Here is a 26,750-nt window from a genome sequence, read left to right as displayed (position 1 = left end):
TAGCTCCGTTTTCTGTTTCCCTTTTCCTGTAACAGCACCATCCTCACTTATTTGAGATGGTGTTTTTTGTTTTTCTCTGGTAACTACAGGAATATTGGGATTTATATATGTCCTAATCTATTCTTAAAAATGGATGAAAGAAGGAATTCGCAATGGAAACGATTGTACAAAAATTTGGTGGCACTTCTGTCGGAAGTGTTGAGCGTATTCAACATGTAGCAAATTTAATTATTGAAGAATATGAACGAGGACATAGTATCGTCTCTGTCGTTTCAGCAATGGGAAAAAGTACAGATGAACTTGTAGCACTTGCTAACGCAATTACAGAAAATCCAAGTAAACGTGAAATGGATATGCTTCTATCGACAGGAGAGCAAGTAACTATTTCATTATTAACGATGGCACTACAAGCAAAAGGGTATAACGCGATTTCATTAACAGGATGGCAAGCTGGTATTACGACAGAATCTGTACATAGTAGTGCACGGATTACTGAAATTAATACAGATCGCATTCAATCTTATCTTACTAAAGGCACGATTGTTATTGTAGCTGGTTTCCAAGGAGTCAGTGAAGATTTTGAAATTACAACGCTTGGACGAGGCGGTTCTGATACAACTGCTGTCGCATTAGCTGCTGCACTAAACGCAAAAAAATGTGATATTTACACAGATGTGACAGGCGTATATACGACGGACCCACGAGTTGTAAAAGATGCTTATAAATTAGATGAAATTTCTTATGACGAAATGTTAGAACTTGCAAACCTCGGTGCTGGTGTATTACACCCACGTGCTGTTGAGTTTGCTAAAAATCATAATGTCATGTTAGAAGTTCGCTCAAGTATGGAACAAGAAAACGGAACAATTGTAAAAGGAGAATGTAACATGGAACAACAATCAATCGTTAAAGGTATTGCATTTGAAGATAATATTACACGCATCACATTGAAAGGATTGGAACAAGGCTCACTTTCAACTGTTTTCTCTACATTAGCAGCGGCACATATTAATGTAGATATTATCATTCAAAGTATTACAAATGAAGGAACTGTTCATCTCTCCTTCTCCATCCATTCTAATGATTTAAGAGAAACATTAGAAGTATTGGAACAAAATCAAGAGGCACTTCACTATGAATCAGTAGAATATGAAAATCATTTAGCAAAAGTATCAATTGTAGGATCTGGTATGGTCTCTAATCCAGGTGTTGCTGCGAATATGTTCACTACTTTAAAAGAAGAAGATATTCATATTAAAATGGTAAGTACATCAGAAATTAAAGTGTCTGTCGTTATTGACCGCCTTCATTTAGTAACAGGTGTTGAAGCACTTCACCAATCATTTATGGCGAAAATTCAGCCTTTAGTGCAGATGAGCTAATTTGATATGCTCAGTAACACTTATAAAAAAATCATATTAATCTACTTCCTTCCTAATTAAATAAAAGCTGTTCGTTAACAAGATGCTATATGACATATAAAAAAACACCTTGTCACATTTTCCTATACTGTGACAAGGTGTTTTTGACTGAAAGGAATTTGTAACTACTTAGTAGTATAATTATGAAGATGATTAAATAATAAACTTTTATACATAAGGAGATAAGACTATGGCAAAAAACAAATTACTACGAATGGACAATGTCAGCATCGTTGTAGAATCTCTTGATAACGCAATCTCTTTCTTCGAGGAGATTGGCTTGAACCTCGAAGGACGAGCCACTGTCGAAGGTGAATGGGCTGGTCGCGTAACTGGACTCGGCTCTCAGTGCGTAGAGATTGCTATGATGGTCACTCCAGATGGCCACAGTCGAATTGAACTTTCGCGATTTCTCAACCCTCCTACTATAGCAGATAACCGAAATGCTCCTGTAAACGCTCTCGGTTATCTACGCGTCATGTTCACCGTTCAAGATATTGACGAAATGGTATCGAGACTCACTAAGCATGGTGCAGAGCTCGTTGGCGAAGTAGTTCAGTACGAGAACTCGTATCGTCTCTGCTACATTCGTGGAGTGGAAGGAATTTTAATCGGTTTAGCGGAAGAACTCGGTAATAAATAAGTAATGTTTTATAAGAAGTCTTTACTAAAGTAAAAATATTTGAAAGAAATTATCGCTTCATAAAAACTTAGATTTTGAACCCCGTCCTAGCTTGAGAACGGGGTTATGCTTGTTTGAACTTTTTAACATACTATCAATATCCTAAAATCATTATGAAGCAATTCAATTGCTTCTTTTACTCTTTCCTAGGAAATATAACTGATTCTTCTCACTTCTTATCATATATATCTTTTCTTTTAAAAAACGATCTGAACTCATTCAAAATAACTTTCTTAACATCAGAGTAAAAAACCATCATGAATAGCGCAACTCCTAATACAACCACCTGTATTTTTTCATAATCAACGAAAGCACTCATAATTAACAAACCAAATCCAATATAAAAACCAAATTCATTCTCTTCCTCAAAATCCTCATCTTCTTCATCAATATGTATTTTTTCTTTAATGTTTTGATTCCCTTTTATTAACTCATCGAGCGTAACATTATACATTTCGCTCAGTAAAATTAAATTATTAATATCAGGATAACTTTTATCATTTTCCCATTTATATACCGCTTGCCTCGTTACACCAATCTTTTTAGCAACATCCTCTTGTGAAAATTCCTTTGACTCTCTTAGCTTTTTCAACTGCTCTCCTAAGCTCATAACGTCCCCTCCTTTAACAAATTATTACATAAAAAGAGATATAAAAGAAAGAAACCATTAGTAAAATCCACTGTAAACCATTCTTTTACACCATAAAAAAGAGAGGATAACTCTTTGAGCTATCCTCTCCCATTTCTATTAAAACAGATGAATGTTTTCCTTTTTACAAGCTTCACGTAAATCATCAGGCCATACAGAAGATTGAACTTCACCGATATGTGCTTTACGTAAGAAGTACATGCACATTCTTGATTGTCCGATACCACCGCCAATTGTTAATGGTAGTACGTCTTCTAAAATACCTTTATGGAAATCGTACTCACGTTTGAAGTCTTCACCTGTTTTCGTTAACTGCTCATCAAGTGATTTACTGTCAACACGAATTCCCATTGATGATAATTCGAATGAAGATTGTAGTACTGGGTGCCAGAATAAGATGTCACCGTTTAATTTCCAATCATCATAATCAGCTGCTCGTCCATCATGCTTTTCACCTGAACGAAGTGCATCACCAATTCCGATAATGAAGACTGCACCGTGTTCTTTTGCAATTGCATGTTCACGATCTTTCGGTGTTAATTCTGGATATTTATCTTCTAGTTCTTGAGAAGTAACGAACACAATTTCTTCTGGTAAATACTTCCCAAGGAACGGATATTTTTCAAATAAGTGATCTTCTAAATCTTTGAATATTCCATAAATTGTTAGTACTGTTTTTTGTAAGTAATCTACAGTACGCCATTCTTTTTGAACGATTTTTTCCCAATCCCATTGGTCAACGTAAATAGAATGTGTTGCATCAAGCTCTTCATCACGACGGATCGCGTTCATGTTTGTATATAAACCTTCACCAGCTTCATATCCATATTCATGCAGTGCAAATCGTTTCCACTTTGCTAGTGAGTGCACAATTTCTAATTCTTCTCCTGAGTGTAACATATCAAATTCAATTGGACGTTCTACACCGTTTAGATGATCGTTTAGTCCTGATTTTTTCGTTACGAATAATGGTGCAGATACACGGAATAGTTCAAGTCGTTTTGCTAATTGATCCTCGAAAAATGTTTTAACTTCCTTAATTGCGATTTGAGTCTCTCTTACTGTCATTAATGATTGATACATGGTGGTTTCCTCCTAAAATGTTTGGATGTTGTGAAAAGAAGCCAACAAAAAAAGCCCTTCTTTCCCAAAAAACTGGGACGAAAGGCTTTGGTTCCGCGGTACCACCCAAATTAGCAACAGAGGTTGCTCACTTATACAATACGGAGATGAAATATCTCGATACTGTTCTTCTTGTAACGGCGAAGTTCCCGGCTAAGTCTACTTTCCTGTAAAGGGATTTCGGTTAGCAACTCCAGGAGGTTCTTCATAATAGGCTTCGTATCAGGCTCACACCACCCCTGACTCGCTTAGACTACGTCCTACTACTACTCGTCCTTTCATAGTCGTTTTGTTGTCACATCTCTGAAACATTTTATTAATGATTATTCTATACAAAAAATAAAGAAAGTCAACAAAAAGTTTTAAAATGTTTTTCAATTCTTTATTTTACGGCTTTATTGATTGTTTCCAATATACCTTCTTTACTTCTTTTGTCTGGGTATTCCAAAAAACGTCTCACTAACAGAAACTAACATATATACAACAATTAATGTAATCGTCCGAAATATAGAATCCGCAGTATTTCGTATTATTTTCATTTTCTTTGTAATTCCTTTCAGTTTACTTGCAAATTCATGATATACTATAGCATTCAAGCAGTTTGTTTTTACTTAAAACAAACATAGTCATTTATAAAGAGTATTTTCTAAATCATTGACTATTATCAAATAAGATTTTTATATAACGGAGTGATTATATGAGTAAAACGAAAGCAAAACCGAAAAAAGGTGTAGGACAAGGTACAGGAAGTAAAGGATGGAACCGTTGGCAATCAAGCGCAAAGAAAAAGAAAGCTGCAAAGCCATACAAAAGTAAAGGTACAAAGAAATAATTGAAATAACATTTGATTTCTTTACTTTGTACAAAACAAAATATAATTATTACAACAAAAAAGCTATACCCTCATACATTTGAAGGCATAGCTTTTTTTATTAGATCATTAAAATATCTCGAATTTCTTCCTCCGTGATTGATGATAATTTCTCTTCTCCTGGCTCAATCACTTCAGCGATTAAATGTTTCTTACTCTCTTGTAGTTCATGCATTTTTTCCTCAATGGTTCCGTGTGCTACTAATTTAATAACTTGTACTGTATTTTTTTGCCCCATTCGATATGCCCGATCTGCTGCTTGTTGTTCAACAGCTGGATTCCACCATAAATCGTATAATATAACCGTATCAGCGCCTGTTAAGTTAAGACCTGTACCACCAGCTTTTAAAGAAATGAGGAATAGGTCTCCTTCTCCTTCGTTAAACCGATTACATAGTTCTACACGTTCTTGCGAAGGTGTATTCCCGTCTAAATAAAAGTATGGAATTGCTTGACGATTTAATTCACGACCAATAATGGACAGCATCTTCGTAAATTGAGAAAAGATTAAAATTCTCTTACCAGTGCTTCTACATTCCTCTAGTATGTCTAACAGTTGCTCGAATTTAGCTGAACTCCCTTTGTAATCATCAACGAATAAAGCAGGATGATTACATATTTGTCTTAATCTCGTTAAGCCAGCTAAAATTCTAATTTTATTTTTACGTAACGTATCTTTGTCTAAATGCTTTAATGTTTCTTCCCTTAATTTCGCTAAGTAAGCAGCATATAGTCTCTTTTGATCCGGTAATAACTCCGATGACTGTAAGTGCTCTATTTTATCTGGAAGCTCTTGTAATACATCTTCTTTTAATCGTCTTAATACGAACGGTTTTACGCGCTTCGCAATATCTTCACGCCTTAAATCACCGAATTCTTTTCTTCCTGGTAATAATTCTGGAAATACGACATGAAAGATAGACCATAGCTCTTCTAATGAATTTTCGACAGGCGTTCCCGTTAGTCCAAAACGATATTCAGCTTGAATTGTTTTCACTGCTCTTGCAGTTTGTGTTGTAGGATTTTTAAACGCCTGTGCTTCATCAAGAAATAGTGTATGAAATGGCCTCGCATATGACCTTACATCTCTTCTCAGTAATGGATATGACGTAATGACGACATCAAATTCCGCTACGTCTTTTAAGATTTTTCGTCGTTCTGTTTGATTTCCATCTGCAATAACCGCTCTAATATGTGGGGCGAATTTTTTCAATTCACTAAACCAATTATAAACGAGCGAGGACGGTGAAACGACTAATATAGGCAGCTTCTTCTCCCGAATTTCAGGCAAAACAGAATCTATATAAGCAATACTTTGCAGCGTTTTTCCAAGTCCCATATCGTCTGCTAAAATACCGCCAAAACGGTAATAGGCGAGTGTTTTCATCCATTCGAACCCGTATACTTGATACTCTCTCATTACAGCATGTAAAGTTGGCGGTACTGTAAACTTTAACTTTTTCGGATTTTGAATGCTTTCAACTAAATCTTGAACAGACTCATCTAAACTTAAAACATTACCTTCATGTAGTCCATTCATCCATTTTACACTCCGAATAAGCGGAACATTCACTTCTTCCCCATGTAAAAATTCTTTTCGAATACCTGATTCTTTTACAAACTGATTAATTTCATTAAACTCTTTGCTCTCTAGTGATAATAAAGAACCATTCGCAAGCCGATAATATTTCCGTTTTTCTTCAAGAGCCGCTAATACACCTTTAATTTCAGCTTCCGGTATTCCTTTTATATCAAAACGAAATGACAACCAATCAATTCTTTCTTTCCTTCTCACTCTAATAAGTGGCGCTGTATCCCCTTTATGAATGCGTAATTTGATTGCTGTTGTCGCGTAAATATCAACTAAACCTTTTAACGTTGGAACAATGTGATATAAAAAGTTATACTCAGCTTCTTCATTATGCATAAAGTAACCGCCTTCTGTTTTCGCAAAGGCACTTTCACTCATAATGTCTAAAATCTCTTTTTCCTTTTTCTCATCACGATTAAAAACAGAAGGTTGCCCGTCTTCTTCTAGCGGATTAATCACAACGTTTCCATAATGAAATTCAAGACCTGCTAGCAAACGATTTTTCACTCGATCTAAATATAGCTTTGCTTTTAACGACGGCGTTTCAACACGATCGGATATGACTTCATCAATGCGCACTGTTCCAAGTTTCATTAATCCAGGCACAACTTTCGCTACGAAATGCTCCATCTTATTTTCAGGAATATAAAACTGATTGCTATTTGAGCGACTCATCATCTTTTGCAATTCAATAAGTCGCATACAATCTTCCATAGGTAAATGATATAATTTCCCATCGTAAAGAGCGTTGTTATACATCTCCATAACTCGAACACGATTTAGACCGTCTATATGAAGGGTAAACCCGCCATTATTCCCTTTCGTAAACTCAAAATGTAATGGCAATAACCCTTTTGAAATGTGTAATCCCTGGAACAGTTGCTCATTTTGTTTCAACTGTACATACTCGGCTCTAGAAAGTGCAGAGAGCATATCATTCCATGAAGCTGGCGGTATAAATATCATACTTTCATCTTGTTTCGCATGTACTTCTAGTGCATCTTCATACATTTTTTCGTTATGATATATTTTAATAAGTTGTTGTATAATCGCGTCTGTTTCTTGTTTAAAACTGTGTACATCTGGCGTATATGTAAATTCATTGGAACAATGAAAAGCCTCTCTCTTCTCCACTTTAGAAAGAAATTCTCTAATATGATTTATAAAATATGTTTTCGCAAGTTTTAACTGAATTCCAAGAAGAGCCCCACCGCTTTTCTTCGCTACTGGTGAACATATAAACGCAACATCTAATATTTCACGTGTATCAAACCGATGTTGTTTACTTTTTGGCCTCAGTGGTTTGTCTGCAAATAACTGAAACATCCCGTTTGTTAATTGATCATTTCTGTTACTAACAGAGCCCATTCCACCCGTTTGTTGGTTATAATTTATTTGTATTAGTACGGCTGCAACATGTTGACAGTACGTTTGAAAAGACGCTAATGAAGGACAACTACATCTCGCAACAACATCACCTTTTTTAGCTTTTTCTACCGTAACACGAAAATCCTCGTTCCCTTTTACCGTCGCCTCACAAATTTCTTTCGTTTCATCATAGTAATTAACGATTACTTTATTTGATTTATAATAAGCTTCGCCTCTTTTATATGAGGTTTCTCCACATACTTCTTTAATAATCGATTTATTTAATGTAAAACTCATTGTTTTAACACTTCCTTAATGTAAAACCATTTTCTCTTACTTAACATTTTACATGCTTCACGAGAAAATATAAAATGTTGATTTAACAAAAAAAGATGCTTATTTATAAGCACCTTTTCACTCTATCTCCATCAGTCGTTTCGCCTCAAAGTACAACACTTGAATAAATTTTTTCGTATTAATTCGTATATGTCCAGAAGTCGCTACCCCATCCTTTGTCATTTCTGTCATCCGTTTTCTAACTACAGTGAAATCAAAAAACTTCGGAGCATAACTTTCAAATTTCGGATTTGAAAAGTCTGTTAATCCAAGGGAAGCTAAATGATTCAATGATTGATAAATCGCTCTTCTTACACGTTGTTCAGATGCTTTTTTCTCCTTCTCTATATCTGCATCTGAAGCTATTTCCCCTAATTTTTTCAGTGTAATTTGGTGGAAAATATCTTTTAACGCAGGAAATCCAAATTCAAATGTTTGCGCCTTTTCTTGTCCATATAAATATTCCAGCATACTAAGTAAATCTTTACTTCCGTTCTCTCCCGCAATACCGAGTTCTGCTAGTAAGAAGCGTCCTGAATCTGATATCTTTTTCCCTTCTTGCACTGTTTCACTACGCATTTGCGGCTTTTCCCACTGAAATACATTATTTAATGATTTTTGAATGTCATATATAGATCGCTCCAAACGAATACGCTCTATCACTTTTCGTACAACAGATACTACTTCTATTTTGTTGAGTGGTTTGGTAATATAATATTCTACACCAAGTGTATATGCCTCACCAATGAGCTGTTTCGATTCAACTTGAGAAATCATAATAATTTTCCCAGTAAATGAAGACGCTATATGACGAACTGTTTCAATACCGTCTCTCATCGGCATGAGTAAATCAATAAATAAAATATCCACTTTTTTATAATTTAGCTGTTCTGCTTCAACAAAAGCCCCATCTTCCGATTCTCCAATTACTTCCCCAAGATCGCCATCCTCAATAATTTGCGAAAGCATCGAACGGAAAACTTCATCATCATCTACAATATAATAAAACAAACCTATTCCCCTTCCCGCTTTAAACTGCACTCCGGTAAACAAACGATAAACTTACACCCGTTCCCATTTTCATTGTCTTCTAACCTTACTTCTCCGCCGAGCTCTGTTACCATTTCATATATGTAAGAAAGTCCAATACCTGTGGACGGTGTTCCTGTTTGATCATACTTTGAAGTAAAACCGGGCTTAAATACTAATTTCTTATACTTTTGCGCAATACCAGGGCCATCGTCAATTACTTCAAAGATTACATGTTGCTCTCGTTTATATAACTTAATACGAATGAGTCCTCTATCTTCAATTGCTTCAACTGCATTCGCAACTAAATTATTAAAAATTGATAGCACTGTATACACGTGATATGCAGCATGCTCGCCTTCTATATGTTTAGAGAAACGTATATCTTTCCCTAGCATTTCAGCATACTTTTCATTTATTCTTACAATCATTTCTGTAAGCTCATGACCTTCTACGTACTCAGCCACATTTTTATCTAATAACAGTTTAGATAATCCTGCAAAAATCCTTTGATTATCTTTTTTTATTTCATGCACTTCTCCTGCTATTTTCAATGCTGTTTTACCATTCGAATGATCGCTTACTTGTAAATTCCGATATAATTGATACGCTTCTTGTGTAATTAATTCTGCATTTTGTAACGTTTTTTTCAAATGAACAGATTCTACATATAAATTGGATAAGTGCATTAACATTTTTTCATTTTCTTTTCGCACTTGTGATTCTTTTAATTTCGTTTCATATAAATTCATCATATTTAAAAAGCCAAGTGCAAAAAAGCTACGAAAAATAGCAATAATGATGAGTTTATTTACTTCAGAAATTGTTATTGTTGTACCTAGTACTAACATGTGATAAAACGCAAGTTCCGACATACTTGCAACAATTTCAATTGAAATTCCAAGACATCCAATAATAATTGGTTTCTGATGGAACTTATTTACCCTGCAAAGTGAAAAAAGGCTGCCATAAATAAAATAATAGAAGAACACAGGATAACGCAAATAAAATGATTCTGTCATATGAAATGAACCTTGCATGACCCAGTCAAGACATACGCGGAATAAGACTACACATATACCAACAACAATACCTGCAACTCCTGCTGGTATTCTTCTTAAAAATAGTAATAAAAAGAAGAACAACGGCGTCCCAAAGCTAACGCGAAACGTATCATTAAAAGGATGAAAATTAAGCTCTCCAGCAATCGGAACAACAACCATTAATATAATTAAAAGGGATATGTCTTTCTTCCATAATTGATTCCAATTCAAAGGTGCCACTTCCTATATTCTTTTTTCAGTAATAAAAGTGAAAGCCCGCTTATATTTATAAACGGGCTTTATTTTTATATTCTAACCTTTTCTACCGCTTTTATTTGGCGATACTCAGGCTCCCAGATTGCTTCTTTCACTGCAATCTTGATATCGTTATCACTTAAGTTCTCTCTAGCTACACCTTCTGCAACAGCAACTTTCGCTACTTCAATTGCTACCATTTCCGAGATATTACGTAACTCTTCAACTTCTGGCAAAATAGGTGCTCCTGGCTGACTTGTATCCACCATACTTGCAACTGCTTCAGCAGCTGCTGCGAACATTCCGTCCGTCATAACGCTTGCACGTACGACAATTGTTCCAAGACCAAGTCCCGGGAAAATAAGTGCATTATTTGATTGTCCAATCACATACGTTACACCGTTGTATGTAACTGGTTCAAATGGACTTCCTGTTGCAACTAACGCTCTTCCTTCTGTCCACTTGATTAAATCGGCTGGCTTCGCTTCAGCAAGTGGCGTCGGATTCGACATCGGTAAAATGATTGGTCTTTCTACGTGAGAAGCCATTTCTTTAACAATCTCTTCTTTAAATGCGCCTGCAACAGTTGATGTACCGATTAAAATTGTCGGTTTTACATGTTTCACAACTTCAGCAAGTCCGATTACACCATTTTGCTTCCACTCACTTACTTCCGCTTCTTTTCTTGCATACGGCATTTGGAAATCAAGAAGATCTTTCATATTATCTGTAACTAATCCGTTACGATCAATACACCAGAAACGCTTATACGATTCTTCTTCTGATACACCTACGCGGACCATTGCATCTCTAACTTGATCTGCGATACCGATTCCAGCCGTACCAGCACCAAATACAACAACGCGGTGTTCACTTAGTGGTACACCCGAAGCTTTCACTGCCGATAGCACAGCAGCAAGTGAAACTGCACCTGTACCTTGAATATCATCATTAAACGTACAAATATCATGACGATATTTATCTAAAATTTTTCGTGCATTTCGAGAGCTAAAGTCTTCCCAATGTAAAAGTGCTTTCGGGAATTGTTTATTTACCGCTTGTACAAATGTATCAATAAACTCATCGTAAGCTTCACCTGTTATACGAGGGTGACGATTTCCAATATAAAATGGATTGTTTAATAGTTCCTCACGATTTGTACCTACATCTAAAATTACCGGTAATACACGACTAGGATCGATTCCAACCGCGGCCGTATAAACAGCTAATTTTCCGATGGCGATGTTAATACCACCAACGCCCCAGTCACCAATTCCAAGTATACCTTCCCCATCAGTTACAACGACTAAATCAATATTTTCTGCTGTTGCACCAATATTGGCGAACGCTTCTTCAATACCTGACGGATCGTTAATTGATAAATACACACCACGTGGTTTACGATATTCATGACTATATCTTTGAATCGCTACACCAACAGTTGGTGTATATACGATTGGTAACATTTCGCGTAAATGATCTGTTAAAATACGATAAAATAATACTTCATTTCGATCATGTAACGCTGTTAAGTATACATTCTTTAATAAATCATCCGGCTGAGAACAAAATTGTTCGTATGCTCGGCGTGCTTGTTCTTCCAATGTTAAAACTGCTGGCGGTAATAACCCTTTTAAACCTAATTCTTCTCTTTCTTCTTGCGTGAAAGCAACCCCTTTATTTAAAAGTGGTGTTGATAATACTTCTACTCCTCTTAATGTCGTTTCTAATGAACCATTAGAAGCTACTGTAAACTTACTCATAACATCCCTACCTCTATTCATATATAGCATTTCTATATTGTAAACAAAAAAGAGGGGCTTGTCCCCCCTCTTCTGTTAATTTTTCTTTAAAAGAGTTGCTCCTGCAATCCCTGGGTGCGTCATTTCGAATGGATCTAGAATTAATTCTAAGTCTTCTTGTGACAGTACACCATTTTTCACACAAAGTTCTCGAACGGATTGCCCTGTCGCGATTGCTTCTTTCGCAACGCGAGCTGCTGCTTCATAACCGATATGAGGGTTCACGGCTGTAATAATTCCTACACTCTTCTCAACATACTCTTTTAAGCGATCTTCATTCGCTTCAATTCCTTTTAAGCAATTATCTGTAAAGGCACGGAAACCGTTATTCATAATGCTAATTGATTGAAGTAAGTTGAAAACTAGTACTGGTTCCATAACGTTCAATTCTAATTGACCTGCTTCTGAAGCAAGACAAATTGTATGGTCATTACCAATTACTTGGAACGCAATTTGATTAATTACCTCTGGCATAACAGGGTTTACTTTCCCTGGCATAATAGATGAACCTGGTTGACGAGCCGGTAACATAATTTCTGCTAAACCAACACGTGGACCTGATGCCATTAAGCGAAGGTCATTCGCAATTTTAGACATATTCATCATACATACTTTCAGTGCTGCTGATACTTCTGTATATGCATCCGTATTTTGCGTTGCATCTACTAAGTCTTCCGCACCAACAAGTGGTAGTTCACTAATTGCAGCTAAATGTTTTACAACAGCTTGAATATATTCTGGATCTGCATTTAAGCCTGTACCAACTGCAGTTGCTCCCATGTTCACTTCATATAAGTGTTGACGTGATTGCTGAATTCGTTTCATATCACGTTCAAGCACACGAGAATACGCTTTAAATTCTTGCCCAAGACGAATTGGCACAGCGTCTTGTAAATGTGTACGACCCATTTTAATCACATGATCGAACTGTTCTGCTTTTAATTCAAATACATCGTGCATATAGCCCATCGTTTGTAATAAACCTTCTAATGCGTTTAATGTAGCGATATGAATCGCCGTTGGGAATGCATCGTTTGTAGATTGCGCCATGTTTACATGACTATTTGGACTAATATAATGATAGTCTCCCTTTTCCATTCCTAATAATTCAAGAGCACGATTGGCAATGACTTCATTTGCATTCATGTTCATTGAAGTACCTGCTCCGCCTTGGATTGGGTCTACGATGAAATGATCATGCCATTTCCCGTCAAGAATTTCTTGAGCAGCTTCTGCGATTGCGCCGCCCTTGTTCAATTCCAATCTTCCTACATCTGTATTCGCAAGCGCTGCAGCTTTTTTTACAACTGCGAATGCTCTAATTAAACCTTCATGAATTTTGTATCCTGTAATTGGGAAGTTTTCAACTGCACGCATTGTTTGTACACCGTAGTATGCATAGTTTGGTACTTCTTTTTCACCTAAAAAATCTTTTTCAATTCGAACACCATTTTTAACTTCAGTTAATGTTGCCATACTTATTCACTCCTTAACGATTTCTTATGCTGCTTTTGTTTCTTTGACTGTTTCTACATATTGTTTTGCTTTCTCATTATCGAATTCGCCTTCCCACTTCGACATAACAATGGCCGCTAATGCATTCCCTAATACATTGACAGATGAGCGAATCATATCTAAAATGCGGTCAATCCCCGCAATTAACGCGATACCTTCTAGTGGTAACCCCATTGAACCTAACGTTGCTAATACAACAACGAACGATGCACCTGGAACTCCCGCCATACCTTTGGATGTTAACATGAGAACGAATAATAACGTTATTTGCTCTGTCAGTGACATGTGCACACCGTACATTTGTGCAACAAATAATGCCGCTAACGCTTGATAAATAGCCGATCCAGTCAAGTTAAATGTATAACCTGTCGGAATTACGAAAGAGGCAACTGCCTTTGGACAACCGAACTCTTCCATTTTTCTCATTATATTAGGTAAAACAGCTTCTGAACTTGCTGTCGTAAATGAAAGAATAAGTTCTTCTTTTAAAATTTTCATTAACGTAAAAATGTTTACGCCAACCATTCTTGCATTTATACCTAATACAATCACAACGAATAGTATAACAGTTACGTATACAGCTAGCACTAGTTTTCCTAAAGGAAGTAGTGTTGCTACACCAAATTTTGCAACCGTAACAGCAATTAATGCGAATACACCAAATGGTGCAAATTTCATAACTTGATTTGTAACCCAAAACATCGCTTCGAGTACACCTTCAAAAAAGTTAAAAACAGGCTTTCCTTTTTCCCCAATTGCTGCGACTCCTAAGCCGAATAATACTGAGAAGAAAATAATCGGTAATAAGTCACCTTGTGCAATCGATTCAAATACATTTTTCGGTACGATATGAACAATCGTCTCAGCGAATCCTTGCTTCTTTGTAGCATCTGCTGTTTGTTTATAAGAAGAAATATCACTTTGCTGTAAGTTATTCATATCAACGCCAGTACCCGGCTGGAATATATTCGCCGCAAGTAACCCCATTAAAATAGCGATTGTCGTAATGATTTCGAAATAAAGAATTGTCTTCCCGCCTAGTTTCCCAAGCTTCTTCATATCGCCTACACCAGCTACTGCAACAATTAATGCTGAAATAACAATTGGTACTACAATCATCTTAATTAAGTGAATAAATATATCCCCAATTGGTGTAATATAAGAAATCGCCGTTTTATTGCCATAAAAGACTGCCCCTACTACAATCCCTAAAACAAGCGCGACAAAAATTTGTGTTGCCAATCCGAATTTTTTCATTTATGTTCATCCCCTTCATGCGAACGCTTTCAATTTGAATTTATAAACACTACTCACACATCTTATAAGCGAACCTACAAAATCATACAAAAACCTACAAGTTCGTCACAAAAAATTCAAATATTTTTCTTCTTTTTTTCATTGACACCATTTTGTTAAAAAACTATAAAATATACTTGATAAGTAATCAGATTGTTTCGTATAATCAAAAAGATATATACTTACAACAAATCAAAATGAAAAGGAGTGGATGATATGAAAAATTATGTGCAAAAATTCGTTCTATCTTCTTCTTTTCTTTTTCATTTTCTTAAAAAGGAACAAAGGCATTCGCCTTTGTTCCTTTTTTATTGCGATCTATATAGGGGGAATTGTTATGAGGCCATATAAACGTGTCTTAATTAAATTAAGCGGCGGTGCACTTGCCGATCAAACCGGAAATAGCTTTAACTCCAAACGATTAGAACATATCGCAAACGAAATTTTATCCATCGTTGATTTAGATATTGAGGTATCTATCGTCATTGGAGGCGGGAACATTTTTAGAGGTCATCTAGCGGAAGAATGGGGAATCGATCGTGTAGAAGCTGACAATATCGGTACGTTAGGTACAATCATTAACAGCTTAATGCTACGCGGTGTTTTAACAAGTAAAACAAATACAGAAGTGCGCGTTATGACTTCCATCCCGTTTAATGCTGTAGCTGAACCATACATTCGCCTACGTGCAATCCACCATTTAGATAACGGGTATATCGTTATTTTTGGAGGTGGTAACGGGCAACCGTTCGTTACGACAGATTACCCAAGTGTTCAAAGGGCTATTGAAATGAATAGTGATGCTATATTAGTCGCAAAACAAGGAGTAGATGGCGTCTTTACTAGTGATCCAAAACATAATAAAGCAGCAAAAATGTACAAAAAACTAAACTATAACGATATTGTTAGGCAAAACATACAAGTAATGGATCAAGCCGCTTTATTGCTTGCCCGTGATTATAATTTACCAGCACACGTCTTTAACTTTGATGAGCCTGGAGTAATGAAAAGAATTTGCTTAGGTGAACATGTGGGGACGTTGATTAATGATGATGCCTCATTGCTCGTGCATGAAAAATAATTATTAATCATAAAAAAGGGGTGTCTATAAAAGACTCCCTTTCTTTAAACTTTAGAAATAAAAATCAGCCAATCCCCCCAACTTTTCCTTACAACGCTCCCAAAACGATAACTTCTCAAAAAATTCTTTCGTCATTTCTTTTGAATTATGAAAATCCTCCGTTAACGCCTCATTAACTTGTCCTACAATTGAACCACCATAAATATACAAATTCATTTCATCATTTATATTGAAACTTCGCGAAGTAAAATTTGTCGTACCAATAACAGTTAGTTCATTATCAATAAGCATTAATTTGCCATGAAACATCCCTTTTTTATAACCATATACTTTAATTCCATTATTAACAGCTTGGCGAATATACGGATACGCCGCCTCTTTAATAAGAGGAATATCTGGTTTATATGACCAAAGTATTTTTACAGTAACTCCACGTTTTTGTGCTTCCATTAAAGCATTCATTACTTCTTTATTTTTGGCTATAAAGTAAGGTGTTGTAATGACAATTGAATGCTTTGCTTCTTTTATTAATTCTATATATTTTTCAGCGACGTGATGTCCATTGTAACTAGCCATCGTATGTAATGTATTCCCTTTACTCGCTTTATTCGTACTTCTTTTTATCTTTTCTTTCGTATCTCGTTTCCAATCTAAAGCGAATTGTTCTTCTAAATCTTTTGCGCCCTCTCCTTTAAGTCGCACATGATAGTCACGCCAATATCCAAATCGCTTATCTTTTCCTAAGTACTCATCCCCTATATTAAAACCACCCGTATAACCAATCACTCCATCAATCGTCGTAATACGGCGATGATTACGATGGTGAAGTGAATAAAACCCGAATGGTAATTCAGGTTTTCTACTATATGTAAAATGTACACCACTTTCCCGCAATTCATTTATCTTCTTTCTTTCAAATGATAAATCATTAATGCGATCAACCGATAAATAGACATTTACTCCTTCTTTTGCCCTTTCTTTTAATAAGTTTAAAAAAGTATGGCTACTTTTATCATCTGACAAAATAAAAAAGTACGTATAAATAGATCTCTTCGCCTCTCTTATATCAGTAAATAACTGTTTATAAAATGACTTCCCTTCTACATATAATTGAAAGTCACTATAATGAGGTGCATACTCTGTCGGCATGTTTTTCCCGGCTTCCATTTTTCTACCTAAGGTAACATCGATATGCATGCAAATTAAAATAAAAACAACAATAGCAACAATAATAGAAGTAACTCGCAATATTTTTTTAATCATTTTAATTTCCTTCCGCTCAAATTACATTCTACTCTGTAGTGTTTCATTTAAATATATTTTCATACGGAATGTATTTCTTCATTTTCATCGATGTTAAACAGGTAAAGGAGCGAAGAATATGAGAAAAGGAAAAACACCTATTGTTTTTGTCCCTGGACTTTTCGGTTCAATGAATAATATTATTATTCCGGGTACTGGTGATTGGAGCTTCGGACTATCTGCATTTGTTTATGAGCCATTTATTTTGATGTTAGAAAGTATGGGCTATGAACGAAATAAAAACCTATTTATTTGTTTTTATGACTGGCGTCAGCGGATTATTTTTTCTACACAAAAATATTTATTACAAACGATTGCTTATGCTAAAAAAATTACAGGGCGCGATAAACTAAATCTAATCTGTCATAGTATGGGAGGACTTCTTGGACGTTCTTACGTTCAAAGTGAAGAATATAAAAATGATGTAAATCAACTTATCATACTCTGTACACCAAGCGCTGGATCTCCGGCAAATTATAGTTATTGGACTGGAGGTAGTCTCCCTGTCCATGCCTCTTCTAAAATAAATATCGTTCATTTTTATATGGAACAATACATTCACTACTTAAGCACCTTATATAAAATGAATACAGTTGAGGCGATACATCTTTACTTTCCAGGATTACAAGATGTTATTCCGTGTAAAGATTACGGGAATTATTTATTTATAAAATCTGGATCTTCAATTACATTTATTCCTTATAGTAAAATGAAAACGAAAAACCCTTTCCTCGATAATTTAAATAAAAATAGATTTATGATACAAAAAAGAAATATTGAAACTACACTCATTGCTGGAGATGGAGAGGAAACCATTCAATATTTACAAGTCGTTCCTTCATATTCTAGTCTGAAATGGACAGACGGCAAAGTCGTCGGTGATATGCTTACAAAACATGGTGACGGGAACGCTATTTTACATAGCGTTTTTCTCCTAGAGGGAAATAAATGCGTTGTGCATGCTTCACATAACGAAGTGCTCTACAAAAGCATTCCTATATTACAAAAGATACTCTAAATTACAAAACAAAAAAGGTGTAGCACTACGCCACACCTTTTTTTGTTAAACAAAGTTCCTCGCATCATTATTTCTTCCAAATTTATAAATCGCAATTAAGAAGAATGCAATTGCAAAAGCGAATAAAATGAAAATATTTAAATACAACTCAGCGAATGGAATTCCTTGCTGTAGTTTTGCTATCGTGTCTAATAACCAGCGCTGCGGAAGGAAATTAGCTACTTTTTGTACCGCTTTTGGCATAATGTCATACGGGAAATAGCATCCAGCCAGTAAACATGTCGGTACAATAATCATATTTTGCATTGCATTTGCTGACGCTGAGTTTTTCGAAAAAGCGACAAGGACTAATGATATTCCAATTGCTATTAAAGCAAATAACATGAGTACGCCCAACATCACTATGAAAGGCATATTGATATTCGTATGAAAAACATTCGTTAGGAATAAAGTTGTAATTAGAATTTGTACTGTTAGTATCATCATATTTACCCCAACATTAGATAATATGAACTTCTTTCCGTCTATCGGTGTTGATAAGAGTCTAAAATATGTTCTATTCTCTTTTTCTTTTAAAATATGACCCGATAAGTTCGCTGCTGAAAACAACATAAACATAATAAGGTAACCTATCGTTTGGGTTGTCATATCTTTATTTTTCGAAGTATCTTCTAATGTTTCAGTTTTCATTTTAAATGCACTTTTTTGATACCCTGCGTACATAGTATCAAATGCACTTTGATCTGTTCCTGCAACTTTACTAATCGCTGCTATATTATCAATATAATTATATAAATAGGACCTTATAAATCCTGTTACTTGATCACCTTTAATCGATGAGATTTCAATATGATCAGGTTTCCCTTCTCGAACACTTTCGGAAAAACCAGAATCTAATGTAATAACACCATCAAGTTTTTTTGAAGTGAGTTTATCTTCTACTTCAGAATCTTTAATCTTACTTACATTTACATGCTTTAATCCTTCTAAAAATTTCACTGTATCATTTGCTATAGGTTGATTTTCTTTATTTATAACCCCGATATTTAACGTTCCTTGCCCTACATTTCCGTATTCCGAAAAGGCGATGAGCGTTCCTATTATTGGCAAGCTAATAATAATAAATAAACTTTTTTTATTTTTCAAAAGTACAGATAACGTTTTTTGTATGAGCCATAAAATATCTTTCATACTATAGCCCCTCCCGTCTACGTAATGCAATAATTGCAATTAATAAAAAGAGTGCCGAAATTCCAAGGTTTAAACCTATTACCGGCAGTGCTGCCCCAACATCATTCGCGTAGATAATTTTCATAACAGCTGTATTTGCCCACGTTAATGGTGATAAATTCGTAACGAAATTTTCTTCTACTACGAAATATGCACCACCAAAAATAGAAGCTAATTGCACGACTACCATAATAATTGCTCTCGATGCTTCAGCTGTTTTCGTAATATATCCGATCCCTAAACCGAAGCTAATTGCTAGAAAAACCTGTGTTAATAAAATAATAAATATAATTCCAAGATGGTCGCCCCAATTCGCTTGAAAAACAAATTTACTAAATAACATGACAAGCAATATGCACAGAGCATTTGCTACTAGGCTCCCAATTACTTTTCCAATGAATATTTCAGCCTTACTTATAGGCGCAGCAATGAGACGATCTCCTGTTTTACGTATTCGTTCTCCTCGAATTAAAGAACTGGCTCCCATCGCTGCATATAGTGCAATCATCGTCGTCATTACAACTGCATAGTAATCCATAGAACCTGGCTTTTTCGCTGCTTGTAAAGATGTTTCTTTTATATAATCATTATGATTTCCGTTTGAAATAACTGCGCTCACCTTACTAGGATCTACTTTTGCAACTTCGGCTGCTACATTGTACTTATCAACAAACGTTGTAAGCATGCCTTCCACAATACTTCCCTCAATACTACTTTTGTCACTTCCGTACAATTTTGCGCCATCTTTATTTAATTCTACATAAGCAGCATATTTATTTTGCTTCACTTCTTCTTTCCCATCTATACTGCCAGAAGCTTTTTTAAAATGAATACCTGATTTATCAACTTCTTTCGCAAATGCTTCAAATGCTTGAGAAAACGTACTACTTGCTCCATCTTTATATAGCACCTGTATATCTTTAATTGAATGACTATCACTATTAAATGCGTTTGTTAATGCTGTTCCTAATACAAGCATAAGCACAATTGGAAATGCTAACATAAAAACTAAAGTTCTTACGTCCCTGAAATCTCTTTTCATATGCATAATTGCAATATTGAAGATGTTCAATGGATGAACCTCCCTTTACCTTTTCTTCATTTACCTTTTATTTATCTCGTAAGTTTCTTCCAGTCAACGTAAGGAATACTGTTTCTAAGTTTGGAGCCTGCTCCTCTAACGAACGAATTTCAATGTCATGATTAATGAAGTTCTGAATAATTTTATTTAAATTGTTTAACCCTGCATCCGAGTTTACTTTAATTACATTCTCATCAATTTGAACAGCTTTCACTCCATTTATTTCTTTTAACTGTTCTACATCTAAATTTTCTACTGACTTCACTTCAATCCAAATGTCTTTCGTATCCGTAATAATCGCTTTTAACTGTTCTTTCGTGCCCTCTGCAATTACTTTACCGTGATCAACAATTGCGATTTTCGTACAAATCTCTTCTACTTCTTCCATGTAGTGACTCGTGTAAATAATCGTGCTTCCCATTTCATTTAATTTCCGAACAGACTGGAGAATATAGTTTCTTGACTGTGGATCAATTCCAACTGTCGGCTCATCCATAATAATTAACTTCGGTCTATGAGCAATCGCACAAGCAATATTCAGCCTTCGTTTCATCCCGCCTGAAAAATTTTTCGGATAACTTTTATATTTATCGCTAAGCCCTACAAATTGAAGCGCTTCCTCCACTCTCGCTTTTAACTCAGCACCCCTTAACCCATACAATCCAGCAAAGAATTTCACATTTTCATAGGCAGTTAGCTCTTCATAAATCGCAATATCTTGCGGAACGATACCGATATTCATCTTCGCAAATCGATTATGTTTCTTTATATTTTTTCCTAGTATGCTAATTTCACCTTCATTACTTCTTAGCAAGCCAGCAACCATATTTATCGTTGTACTTTTACCAGCACCATTCGATCCTAAAAAGCCAAATATTTCTCCTTCTTTAATAGATAAAGACATATTATCAACTGCGATGAAATCACCAAATTTTTTCGTTAAATTTTTAATTTCTAAAGTATTCATCGTTTCACCCCTATTTCGGTTTCTCTGCTTTTAGTATAAACAAAAAGAATGAACCTGCTCAGTGCAGAAGTTCATTCTTTTCACATGAGATTATTCACTTTTTTCATATGAGATGATTCATTCTCATATCGGCAGTAACATTGTTACTGAAAAACCACTTGTTCCATCTACTATAATTTTACCGTTTACAGACGCCGTTCGTTCCTCCATCCCCATAATACCGAGACCTTTTTTAACAAGCATTGCACCTTTTCCATTATCCTTCACTTGTACCTTTACCATCTTGTTAAGTACATGAATATCGATTGCAATGACTGTCGCATCAGCATATTTCATCGCATTTGTTAATGCTTCCGTGACATTTTCACCGATAATCTTCCACTGTATAGGAGAAATCATATCTAAGTTCCCTTTATAAACGAAAGGAATATTCACATCATGCTTACCGGCAAATTCCTCTATGAATAATTTCATACGATGAATACCAATTTGCTCAGTTGGTGGCTTCATATTTTTTAATGTAATCCGAATGCTTTCAATTCCATCTTTCGAAATATGAATTGCATTTTGTAATAACTCAGCAGATTTTTCTTTATCTATCGCCATTAATCTCTTTGCTGCTTCCATTTGAATAAGTGCACCTGTCATCGAATGGCCAATTTTATCATGAATTTCTTGAGAAAGTCGATTTCTCTCTTCTAACTTAAATGTGTACTCTGATTGCCTTATGTACTCTTTATTTTCATTTAAGCTTTTCGTCAGCCGCTGCATATTTTTTCGCATCTTATCATTTTGTGATTCAAGCTTTAATACGCGCGATATATACCGTTCTGCCATCGTTAATACGAGGAAAGAAAATGCAACAATTAATCCATATGTCATTCGAATGCTTTCATTTGTAAATATAATAGGAATCATCATAATGATAAAGAGTTGCCATTTCTTCTCTATATAACGAAATATAATTTCATATAAGTTCAATGGTAAAAACAAAATGAAAAACGGATGAATCTTCCATGTAAATAACATAACTAAGCCAATCGACACAGAAGTTAATATGTTTTTGTACGTATCTTTTTTACATATAGAGATTAGCACGTTTACAGAAAGATATAAAAGCAAAGTCAGTATAATCCATGGTAAGTTTGCAACATTTAAATAAATGTAACTAAACACAATATATATAAATACAATTAATTTACTTACAATTAACCAAAATTCCATACCTTTAATCAACTTTCCCTGTTAAGTAATAAATAGCAATTTGTGTGCGATGTTCCAGTCCAGTTTTCCCTAAAACTGACGTAATATAATTTGCAATCGTTCCTTCTGATATGAAAAGTTGCTTCGAGATTTCTTTATTCGAAAAGCCTTTTGCAATTAATGCGATAATACTCAGCTCTCTTTCAGTAAAAAGACTTTTATCTATTTTACATTCTTCCTCTTTACTTTCCATTAAATTAGACTTAATTTTATCTAGAACTACATCTTGCATAACTGTTTGGCCGTTATATACTCCTTTTATCGCATCACGAATACGCTCTGGATCATTATTTTTTAATAAATAACCTTTTGCCCCGTTCTTCACTGCGTCCAAAATATATTCATCATCATCGAACGTCGTTAAAATTAGCGGCTTCGTTTTCGTCTCTTCGCAAATGAATTTTGTCGCCTCTACCCCGTTCATATTTGGCATGCGAACATCTAAAAGGGCGATATCAACGTCGTTCTTTTTGCAATATTCCACTGCTTCTTTCCCATCATTTACTGTATCTACTACTTCGAACTCTTCATATGTATTTAAAATAATTTTCATGCCTTCTCTAATAAAAGAATTATCATCTGCTATTAATATTTTAATTTTCATGTTTGTTAGTATGGACCTTTCCCTACTAACACTCACATCCTTTCTCCCTGTAACATTTCCTACTTGCTCATTATATACTTCTCTTTACCATTTTTTCACACCTTTTTTCATCTAGCTCACCTGCAAAAAATATATTATTCTTTTTTTACAAAATGTGTAGGGTGACTTATCATTCTTTACGTCTATATAATAGAATGCGTCAAAAAGGAGGGAGAGACCCATTGAGGAAAAACAATTAATTGAAAAAGCACAGCAAGGAAGCGAACATGCTTTTCGTATCCTTGTGCAAACATATCGTCACTATATTTTCCAAGTTATCTTTTCTATTTTAAGACATGAAGAAGATACGAAAGATGTTACACAAGAAGTATTCGTAAAAATTCACGCCTCTCTCCCAAATTATCAATTTCGCGGATTAAAAACGTGGATGGCGCGTATTGCCACCAATCACGCTATTGATTATAAGAGAAAAAAAGCTAGAGAAAACGAAGAACTCTCCTTATGTAAAGAAACTGAGGAAAATATAAAATCCTCTCAAAATATTGAGGATTTATTATTGACGAAAGAAAAAAAATTACTAATTGCTCAAAAACTGAGAGAACTTCCCCATAATTACCGTGATGTCGTTCTCGCACATTACTTAGAAGAAAAAAGTTATTACGAAATTGCTTTGCAGGAAAATATCGAAGTGAAAACAGTCGAAATGAAACTGTATCGGGCAAGAAAATGGATTAAAAAACATTGGAAGGAGGAAGAGTTTCTATGATGCATTATTCAAAAGAAGATTGGCGCAATTATACATTAGATGTTATAGAAAGTAATGAACGTGAATCTATGGAAGAACATCTTTATGAATGTGATCATTGTTTAGCGCTTTATATGGAAAGTATTGATGAACAACAGGAAAACCTTCCAATGATAAATGATGATTCATTTACGAACGAAGTTATGACGCAAATTAATTTTAAAACGCTACAACCTAATGAAAATATAAAAACAAACTCATTAAAGCGAACGATTATTCACTACATAATTGCAACCGCAGCTACAATTATTTTTATGGTAAGTGGTTTATTCCAATATATTTTCACAGCGACATCAAATTTCGAGAAATCTTCAAAACATAACGAGTCTTCTATCTCACAACAAATTGTAAACAAATCGGTAGACACATCAAAAAAGAACGGAGGTTCAAAGCATGAATAAAAACCCCTTTTTAGCACTTGTATTAGGGCTAATTCCTGGGCTTGGACATTTATATTTAAAGAAATTTGGACGGTTTATTGTATATAGCGGAGGGGCTGTATTTCTATTTATCTTTGCAGCATTTTGTACAATAGCATTGGGAGCGCGTGATATTGCTTTTCTTTCTCTATTTTTACTAGCCGTGTTATGGGTGGTCAACTTACTAGATTTAGTTATCACGATTATTAACCAATCGAAAAAACAAGCAACCGGAGAATTAACAGAGTCCTCTAAAGAGAGCGAACGATTTTATATCATTCTTCTTTCCATCATCCCTGGACTTGGTCATTTTCAATTAGGGCTTATGCAACGTGGACTTACATTTTTAGTAGCTTGTACAGGAATCGGAAGTATGATCATTTTCGTTGCCCTTTTAACATCTCAAGAAAGTTTCCTTATCTTTCTCGTGACGTTACCTGTTTTATGGATTTATAATTTCTTCGATGTTGTTCAGCAACTCCAGAAAAAAGAACGTGGTGAGCAATTAGTTGACCGCACTATTTTTGAAGATTTTGAAGAGCACCGTGAACAAGGAAAGAAAAGTAAAACATTCGCTTCTATTTTAGCGATGTTTCCTGGAGCGGGACATATGTATTTAGGCTTACAGCGACGAGGCCTCCAGCTTATGGCAGCCTTTTTACTTTCCATCTATTTACTTGACTTATTAAGACTTTCAGCGTTTTTATTTTTAGTACCAATCATTTGGTTCTATAGCTTCTTTGACGCTTTACAGCAAACTGCAAAGTATGGAAAAGAACGTGTACATGACGAACCTATCATTGATTATTTTATTAATCATCAAAGATGGATCGGTATCGGGTTAATTACACTCGGGGGTTATTATTTATTAGATCAAACAGTCCTTCCTATTTTGAATGATTACTTCGCAACTATATTTAACATTCATCTTAGCGAGCTGTATTATCGCTATTTCCAAACATCTATCGTTGCACTCCTCTTAATTGGTGGCGGCTTTAAATTGTTACTTGGAAATAAAGAAAATAAAGGTGGTACGAAAGAATGAGAACATGGCGCGTTGGAACATTTTCAATGGGGCTTTCTATTATTGCATTAGGTTGCTTCTTACTATTTTCAGTTATAAAAGGTACTGAGGTATTAGATTCCTTAACAGCATGGTGGCCTGTTTTACTTATTATACTTGGCGTGGAAATTTTACTTTACCTTCTATTTTCTAAGAAGGAACAATCATTTATTAAATATGATATTTTTAGTATTTTCTTTATCGGTGTTTTAGGAAGTGTTGGCATTGCTTTTTACTGTTTATTATCAACTGGATTGCTAGATGAAGTTCGTCATTCTATTCATACCACTCGCCAAACGAGTAATATTCCAAGTGGACAACTTAATATACCTGAATCTATCAAAAAAATTGTAGTGGATGCAGGACAGTACCCTCTAACAATAGAGGGAAATGATACAAATCAAATTCATCTTCTTGGAACATATGAAATGACGACGAAAGCTAATGAAAAACTTAATTTAAAACAAGAAGATTTTCTTTCCGTTGAAACAGCCGGGGAAACGATGTATATCACTTTAAAATCATTACCAGTTCAACATACGTTATGGAATTCCGCACCACAGGTCAAACCGACACTCGTTCTTCCACAAAATAAAAATGTAGAAGTTCGTGCTTCAAATAACGAACTATCCCTTTATCCAGGTCAATTACAAAATAATTGGTTTGTACAGGAAAGTTCAAATGTATCTGTTCATTTAACGAAAGAAAGCGATGTATCTTTAATCGCCATAACAAACAAAAAAGAATCCCAAGGAAACACACCTTGGGAACAAGTTGAAGATTTAACGAAAAAAGAAGAGAATACTTCAGAAGAAAATCCAGAATTAAACGAACAAGAACATTGGTATAAAAATTCGATTAAAACTGGAAATGGAACGTACAAATTAAGCATTGAGAAAGCTTACAATTTAAATATGAGTGTTATTGAAAAATAAGA

23 protein-coding genes and 1 other annotated feature are annotated in these 26,750 nt (G+C 35.0%); of the genes, 9 read left to right on the top strand and 14 right to left on the bottom strand.

What is annotated here, in order from left to right; genetic code table 11:
- Window positions 1-152 precede the first annotated feature (152 nt).
- Window positions 153-1,382, top strand: a complete 1,230-nt coding sequence (locus ACTFRN_RS06555) for an aspartate kinase (protein WP_049114143.1) — start codon at window positions 153-155, stop codon at window positions 1,380-1,382.
- A 229-nt stretch (window positions 1,383-1,611) separates the two neighbouring features.
- Window positions 1,612-2,064: a VOC family protein gene (locus ACTFRN_RS06550; RefSeq protein WP_001107263.1), complete on the top strand. Its 453-nt coding sequence runs from the start codon at window positions 1,612-1,614 to the stop codon at window positions 2,062-2,064.
- Between the two features lie 208 nt (window positions 2,065-2,272).
- On the opposite strand, the gene ACTFRN_RS06545 is transcribed toward ACTFRN_RS06550, so the two are convergent.
- Window positions 2,273-2,713 (bottom strand): helix-turn-helix domain-containing protein, encoded by a 441-nt coding sequence (locus ACTFRN_RS06545; RefSeq protein ID WP_074567985.1) that lies wholly within the window; start codon window positions 2,711-2,713, stop codon window positions 2,273-2,275.
- Between the two features lie 138 nt (window positions 2,714-2,851).
- On the bottom strand, window positions 2,852-3,835 hold the full coding sequence (gene asnA, locus ACTFRN_RS06540) for an aspartate--ammonia ligase (RefSeq protein WP_000284908.1): 984 nt from the start codon (window positions 3,833-3,835) through the stop codon (window positions 2,852-2,854).
- Between the two features lie 70 nt (window positions 3,836-3,905).
- Window positions 3,906-4,165: a binding site (T-box leader), on the bottom strand.
- Between the two features lie 406 nt (window positions 4,166-4,571).
- Here asnA and ACTFRN_RS06535 point away from each other — a divergent pair.
- Window positions 4,572-4,706 (top strand): DUF3934 domain-containing protein, encoded by a 135-nt coding sequence (locus tag ACTFRN_RS06535; RefSeq protein ID WP_000047591.1) that lies wholly within the window; start codon window positions 4,572-4,574, stop codon window positions 4,704-4,706.
- 100 nt (window positions 4,707-4,806) lie between these two features.
- Here the strand turns inward: ACTFRN_RS06535 and ACTFRN_RS06530 are convergent, their stop codons facing one another.
- The 6 genes from ACTFRN_RS06530 to ACTFRN_RS06505 all read right to left on the bottom strand — a co-directional run bounded on the left by ACTFRN_RS06530 (window position 4,807) and on the right by ACTFRN_RS06505 (window position 14,941).
- Entirely contained in the window at window positions 4,807-8,001 is a 3,195-nt protein-coding gene (locus tag ACTFRN_RS06530) for a DEAD/DEAH box helicase (RefSeq protein ID WP_014893859.1), read from the bottom strand.
- Between the two features lie 117 nt (window positions 8,002-8,118).
- Window positions 8,119-9,051: a response regulator gene (locus ACTFRN_RS06525; protein WP_000500327.1), complete on the bottom strand. Its 933-nt coding sequence runs from the start codon at window positions 9,049-9,051 to the stop codon at window positions 8,119-8,121.
- 2 nt (window positions 9,052-9,053) lie between these two features.
- The gene (locus ACTFRN_RS06520) at window positions 9,054-10,352 is read right to left on the bottom strand and encodes a sensor histidine kinase (protein WP_074567984.1); all 1,299 of its coding nucleotides are present in this window, start codon (window positions 10,350-10,352) and stop codon (window positions 9,054-9,056) included.
- A gap of 65 nt (window positions 10,353-10,417) precedes the next feature.
- Window positions 10,418-12,130: an oxaloacetate-decarboxylating malate dehydrogenase gene (malS, locus tag ACTFRN_RS06515; protein ID WP_014893860.1), complete on the bottom strand. Its 1,713-nt coding sequence runs from the start codon at window positions 12,128-12,130 to the stop codon at window positions 10,418-10,420.
- 75 nt (window positions 12,131-12,205) lie between these two features.
- Complete coding sequence (aspA, locus tag ACTFRN_RS06510) at window positions 12,206-13,645, bottom strand: aspartate ammonia-lyase (RefSeq protein ID WP_000224208.1); 1,440 nt, start codon at window positions 13,643-13,645, stop codon at window positions 12,206-12,208.
- A 24-nt stretch (window positions 13,646-13,669) separates the two neighbouring features.
- The gene (locus ACTFRN_RS06505) at window positions 13,670-14,941 is read right to left on the bottom strand and encodes a cation:dicarboxylate symporter family transporter (RefSeq protein ID WP_088106600.1); all 1,272 of its coding nucleotides are present in this window, start codon (window positions 14,939-14,941) and stop codon (window positions 13,670-13,672) included.
- A 376-nt stretch (window positions 14,942-15,317) separates the two neighbouring features.
- On the opposite strand from ACTFRN_RS06505, the gene pyrH reads away from it, so the two are divergent.
- Window positions 15,318-16,061: a UMP kinase gene (gene pyrH, locus ACTFRN_RS06500; RefSeq protein ID WP_001248048.1), complete on the top strand. Its 744-nt coding sequence runs from the start codon at window positions 15,318-15,320 to the stop codon at window positions 16,059-16,061.
- A 51-nt stretch (window positions 16,062-16,112) separates the two neighbouring features.
- Here the strand turns inward: pyrH and cls are convergent, their stop codons facing one another.
- Window positions 16,113-17,324, bottom strand: a complete 1,212-nt coding sequence (gene cls, locus ACTFRN_RS06495; RefSeq protein ID WP_140383357.1) for a cardiolipin synthase — start codon at window positions 17,322-17,324, stop codon at window positions 16,113-16,115.
- A gap of 118 nt (window positions 17,325-17,442) precedes the next feature.
- Between cls and ACTFRN_RS06490 the strand changes: the two genes are divergently transcribed.
- A complete protein-coding gene (locus ACTFRN_RS06490; RefSeq protein WP_001225403.1) occupies window positions 17,443-18,381 on the top strand; it encodes an esterase/lipase family protein in 939 nt (312 codons plus the stop codon).
- Between the two features lie 45 nt (window positions 18,382-18,426).
- Here the strand turns inward: ACTFRN_RS06490 and ACTFRN_RS06485 are convergent, their stop codons facing one another.
- The 5 genes from ACTFRN_RS06485 to ACTFRN_RS06465 form a co-directional block, all read right to left on the bottom strand.
- Window positions 18,427-19,572 carry an ABC transporter permease gene (locus ACTFRN_RS06485; RefSeq protein ID WP_049112621.1) on the bottom strand — a complete coding sequence of 382 codons (1,146 nt, stop codon included), beginning with the start codon at window positions 19,570-19,572 and terminating at the stop codon, window positions 18,427-18,429.
- 1 nt (window position 19,573) lies between these two features.
- The gene (locus tag ACTFRN_RS06480) at window positions 19,574-20,683 is read right to left on the bottom strand and encodes an ABC transporter permease (RefSeq protein ID WP_088106598.1); all 1,110 of its coding nucleotides are present in this window, start codon (window positions 20,681-20,683) and stop codon (window positions 19,574-19,576) included.
- A 37-nt stretch (window positions 20,684-20,720) separates the two neighbouring features.
- On the bottom strand, window positions 20,721-21,659 hold the full coding sequence (locus ACTFRN_RS06475; RefSeq protein ID WP_088106597.1) for an ABC transporter ATP-binding protein: 939 nt from the start codon (window positions 21,657-21,659) through the stop codon (window positions 20,721-20,723).
- Window positions 21,660-21,782: 123 nt separating this feature from the next.
- Window positions 21,783-22,883 carry a sensor histidine kinase gene (locus tag ACTFRN_RS06470; protein ID WP_049112623.1) on the bottom strand — a complete coding sequence of 367 codons (1,101 nt, stop codon included), beginning with the start codon at window positions 22,881-22,883 and terminating at the stop codon, window positions 21,783-21,785.
- Window positions 22,884-22,887: 4 nt separating this feature from the next.
- Window positions 22,888-23,526 carry a response regulator transcription factor gene (locus ACTFRN_RS06465; protein ID WP_000694106.1) on the bottom strand — a complete coding sequence of 213 codons (639 nt, stop codon included), beginning with the start codon at window positions 23,524-23,526 and terminating at the stop codon, window positions 22,888-22,890.
- A gap of 283 nt (window positions 23,527-23,809) precedes the next feature.
- Between ACTFRN_RS06465 and ACTFRN_RS06460 the strand changes: the two genes are divergently transcribed.
- From ACTFRN_RS06460 to exsE, 4 genes are read left to right on the top strand one after another with little or no spacing between them, the layout of a single operon-like run.
- Window positions 23,810-24,292, top strand: a complete 483-nt coding sequence (locus ACTFRN_RS06460) for an RNA polymerase sigma factor (protein WP_254231440.1) — start codon at window positions 23,810-23,812, stop codon at window positions 24,290-24,292.
- On the top strand, window positions 24,289-24,732 hold the full coding sequence (locus tag ACTFRN_RS06455; RefSeq protein WP_000972364.1) for a hypothetical protein: 444 nt from the start codon (window positions 24,289-24,291) through the stop codon (window positions 24,730-24,732). The genes ACTFRN_RS06460 and ACTFRN_RS06455 overlap by 4 nt, the downstream gene beginning before the upstream one ends.
- Window positions 24,725-25,795, top strand: coding sequence for a hypothetical protein (locus ACTFRN_RS06450; protein ID WP_001039105.1), 1,071 nt, complete (start codon window positions 24,725-24,727; stop codon window positions 25,793-25,795). Before ACTFRN_RS06455 ends, ACTFRN_RS06450 begins: the two co-directional genes overlap by 8 nt.
- Entirely contained in the window at window positions 25,792-26,748 is a 957-nt protein-coding gene (gene exsE, locus ACTFRN_RS06445; RefSeq protein ID WP_001261397.1) for an exosporium protein ExsE, read from the top strand. The genes ACTFRN_RS06450 and exsE overlap by 4 nt, the downstream gene beginning before the upstream one ends.
- Window positions 26,749-26,750: the final 2 nt, after the last annotated feature.

Source organism: Bacillus cereus group sp. MYBK245-2 (assembly GCF_051916145.1).
In the GTDB taxonomy this organism is placed as follows: Bacteria; Bacillota; Bacilli; order Bacillales; family Bacillaceae_G; genus Bacillus_A; species Bacillus_A pacificus.
Note: the sequence above shows the minus strand (reverse complement) of the source record. Positions and strands in the feature narration are given on the sequence as shown.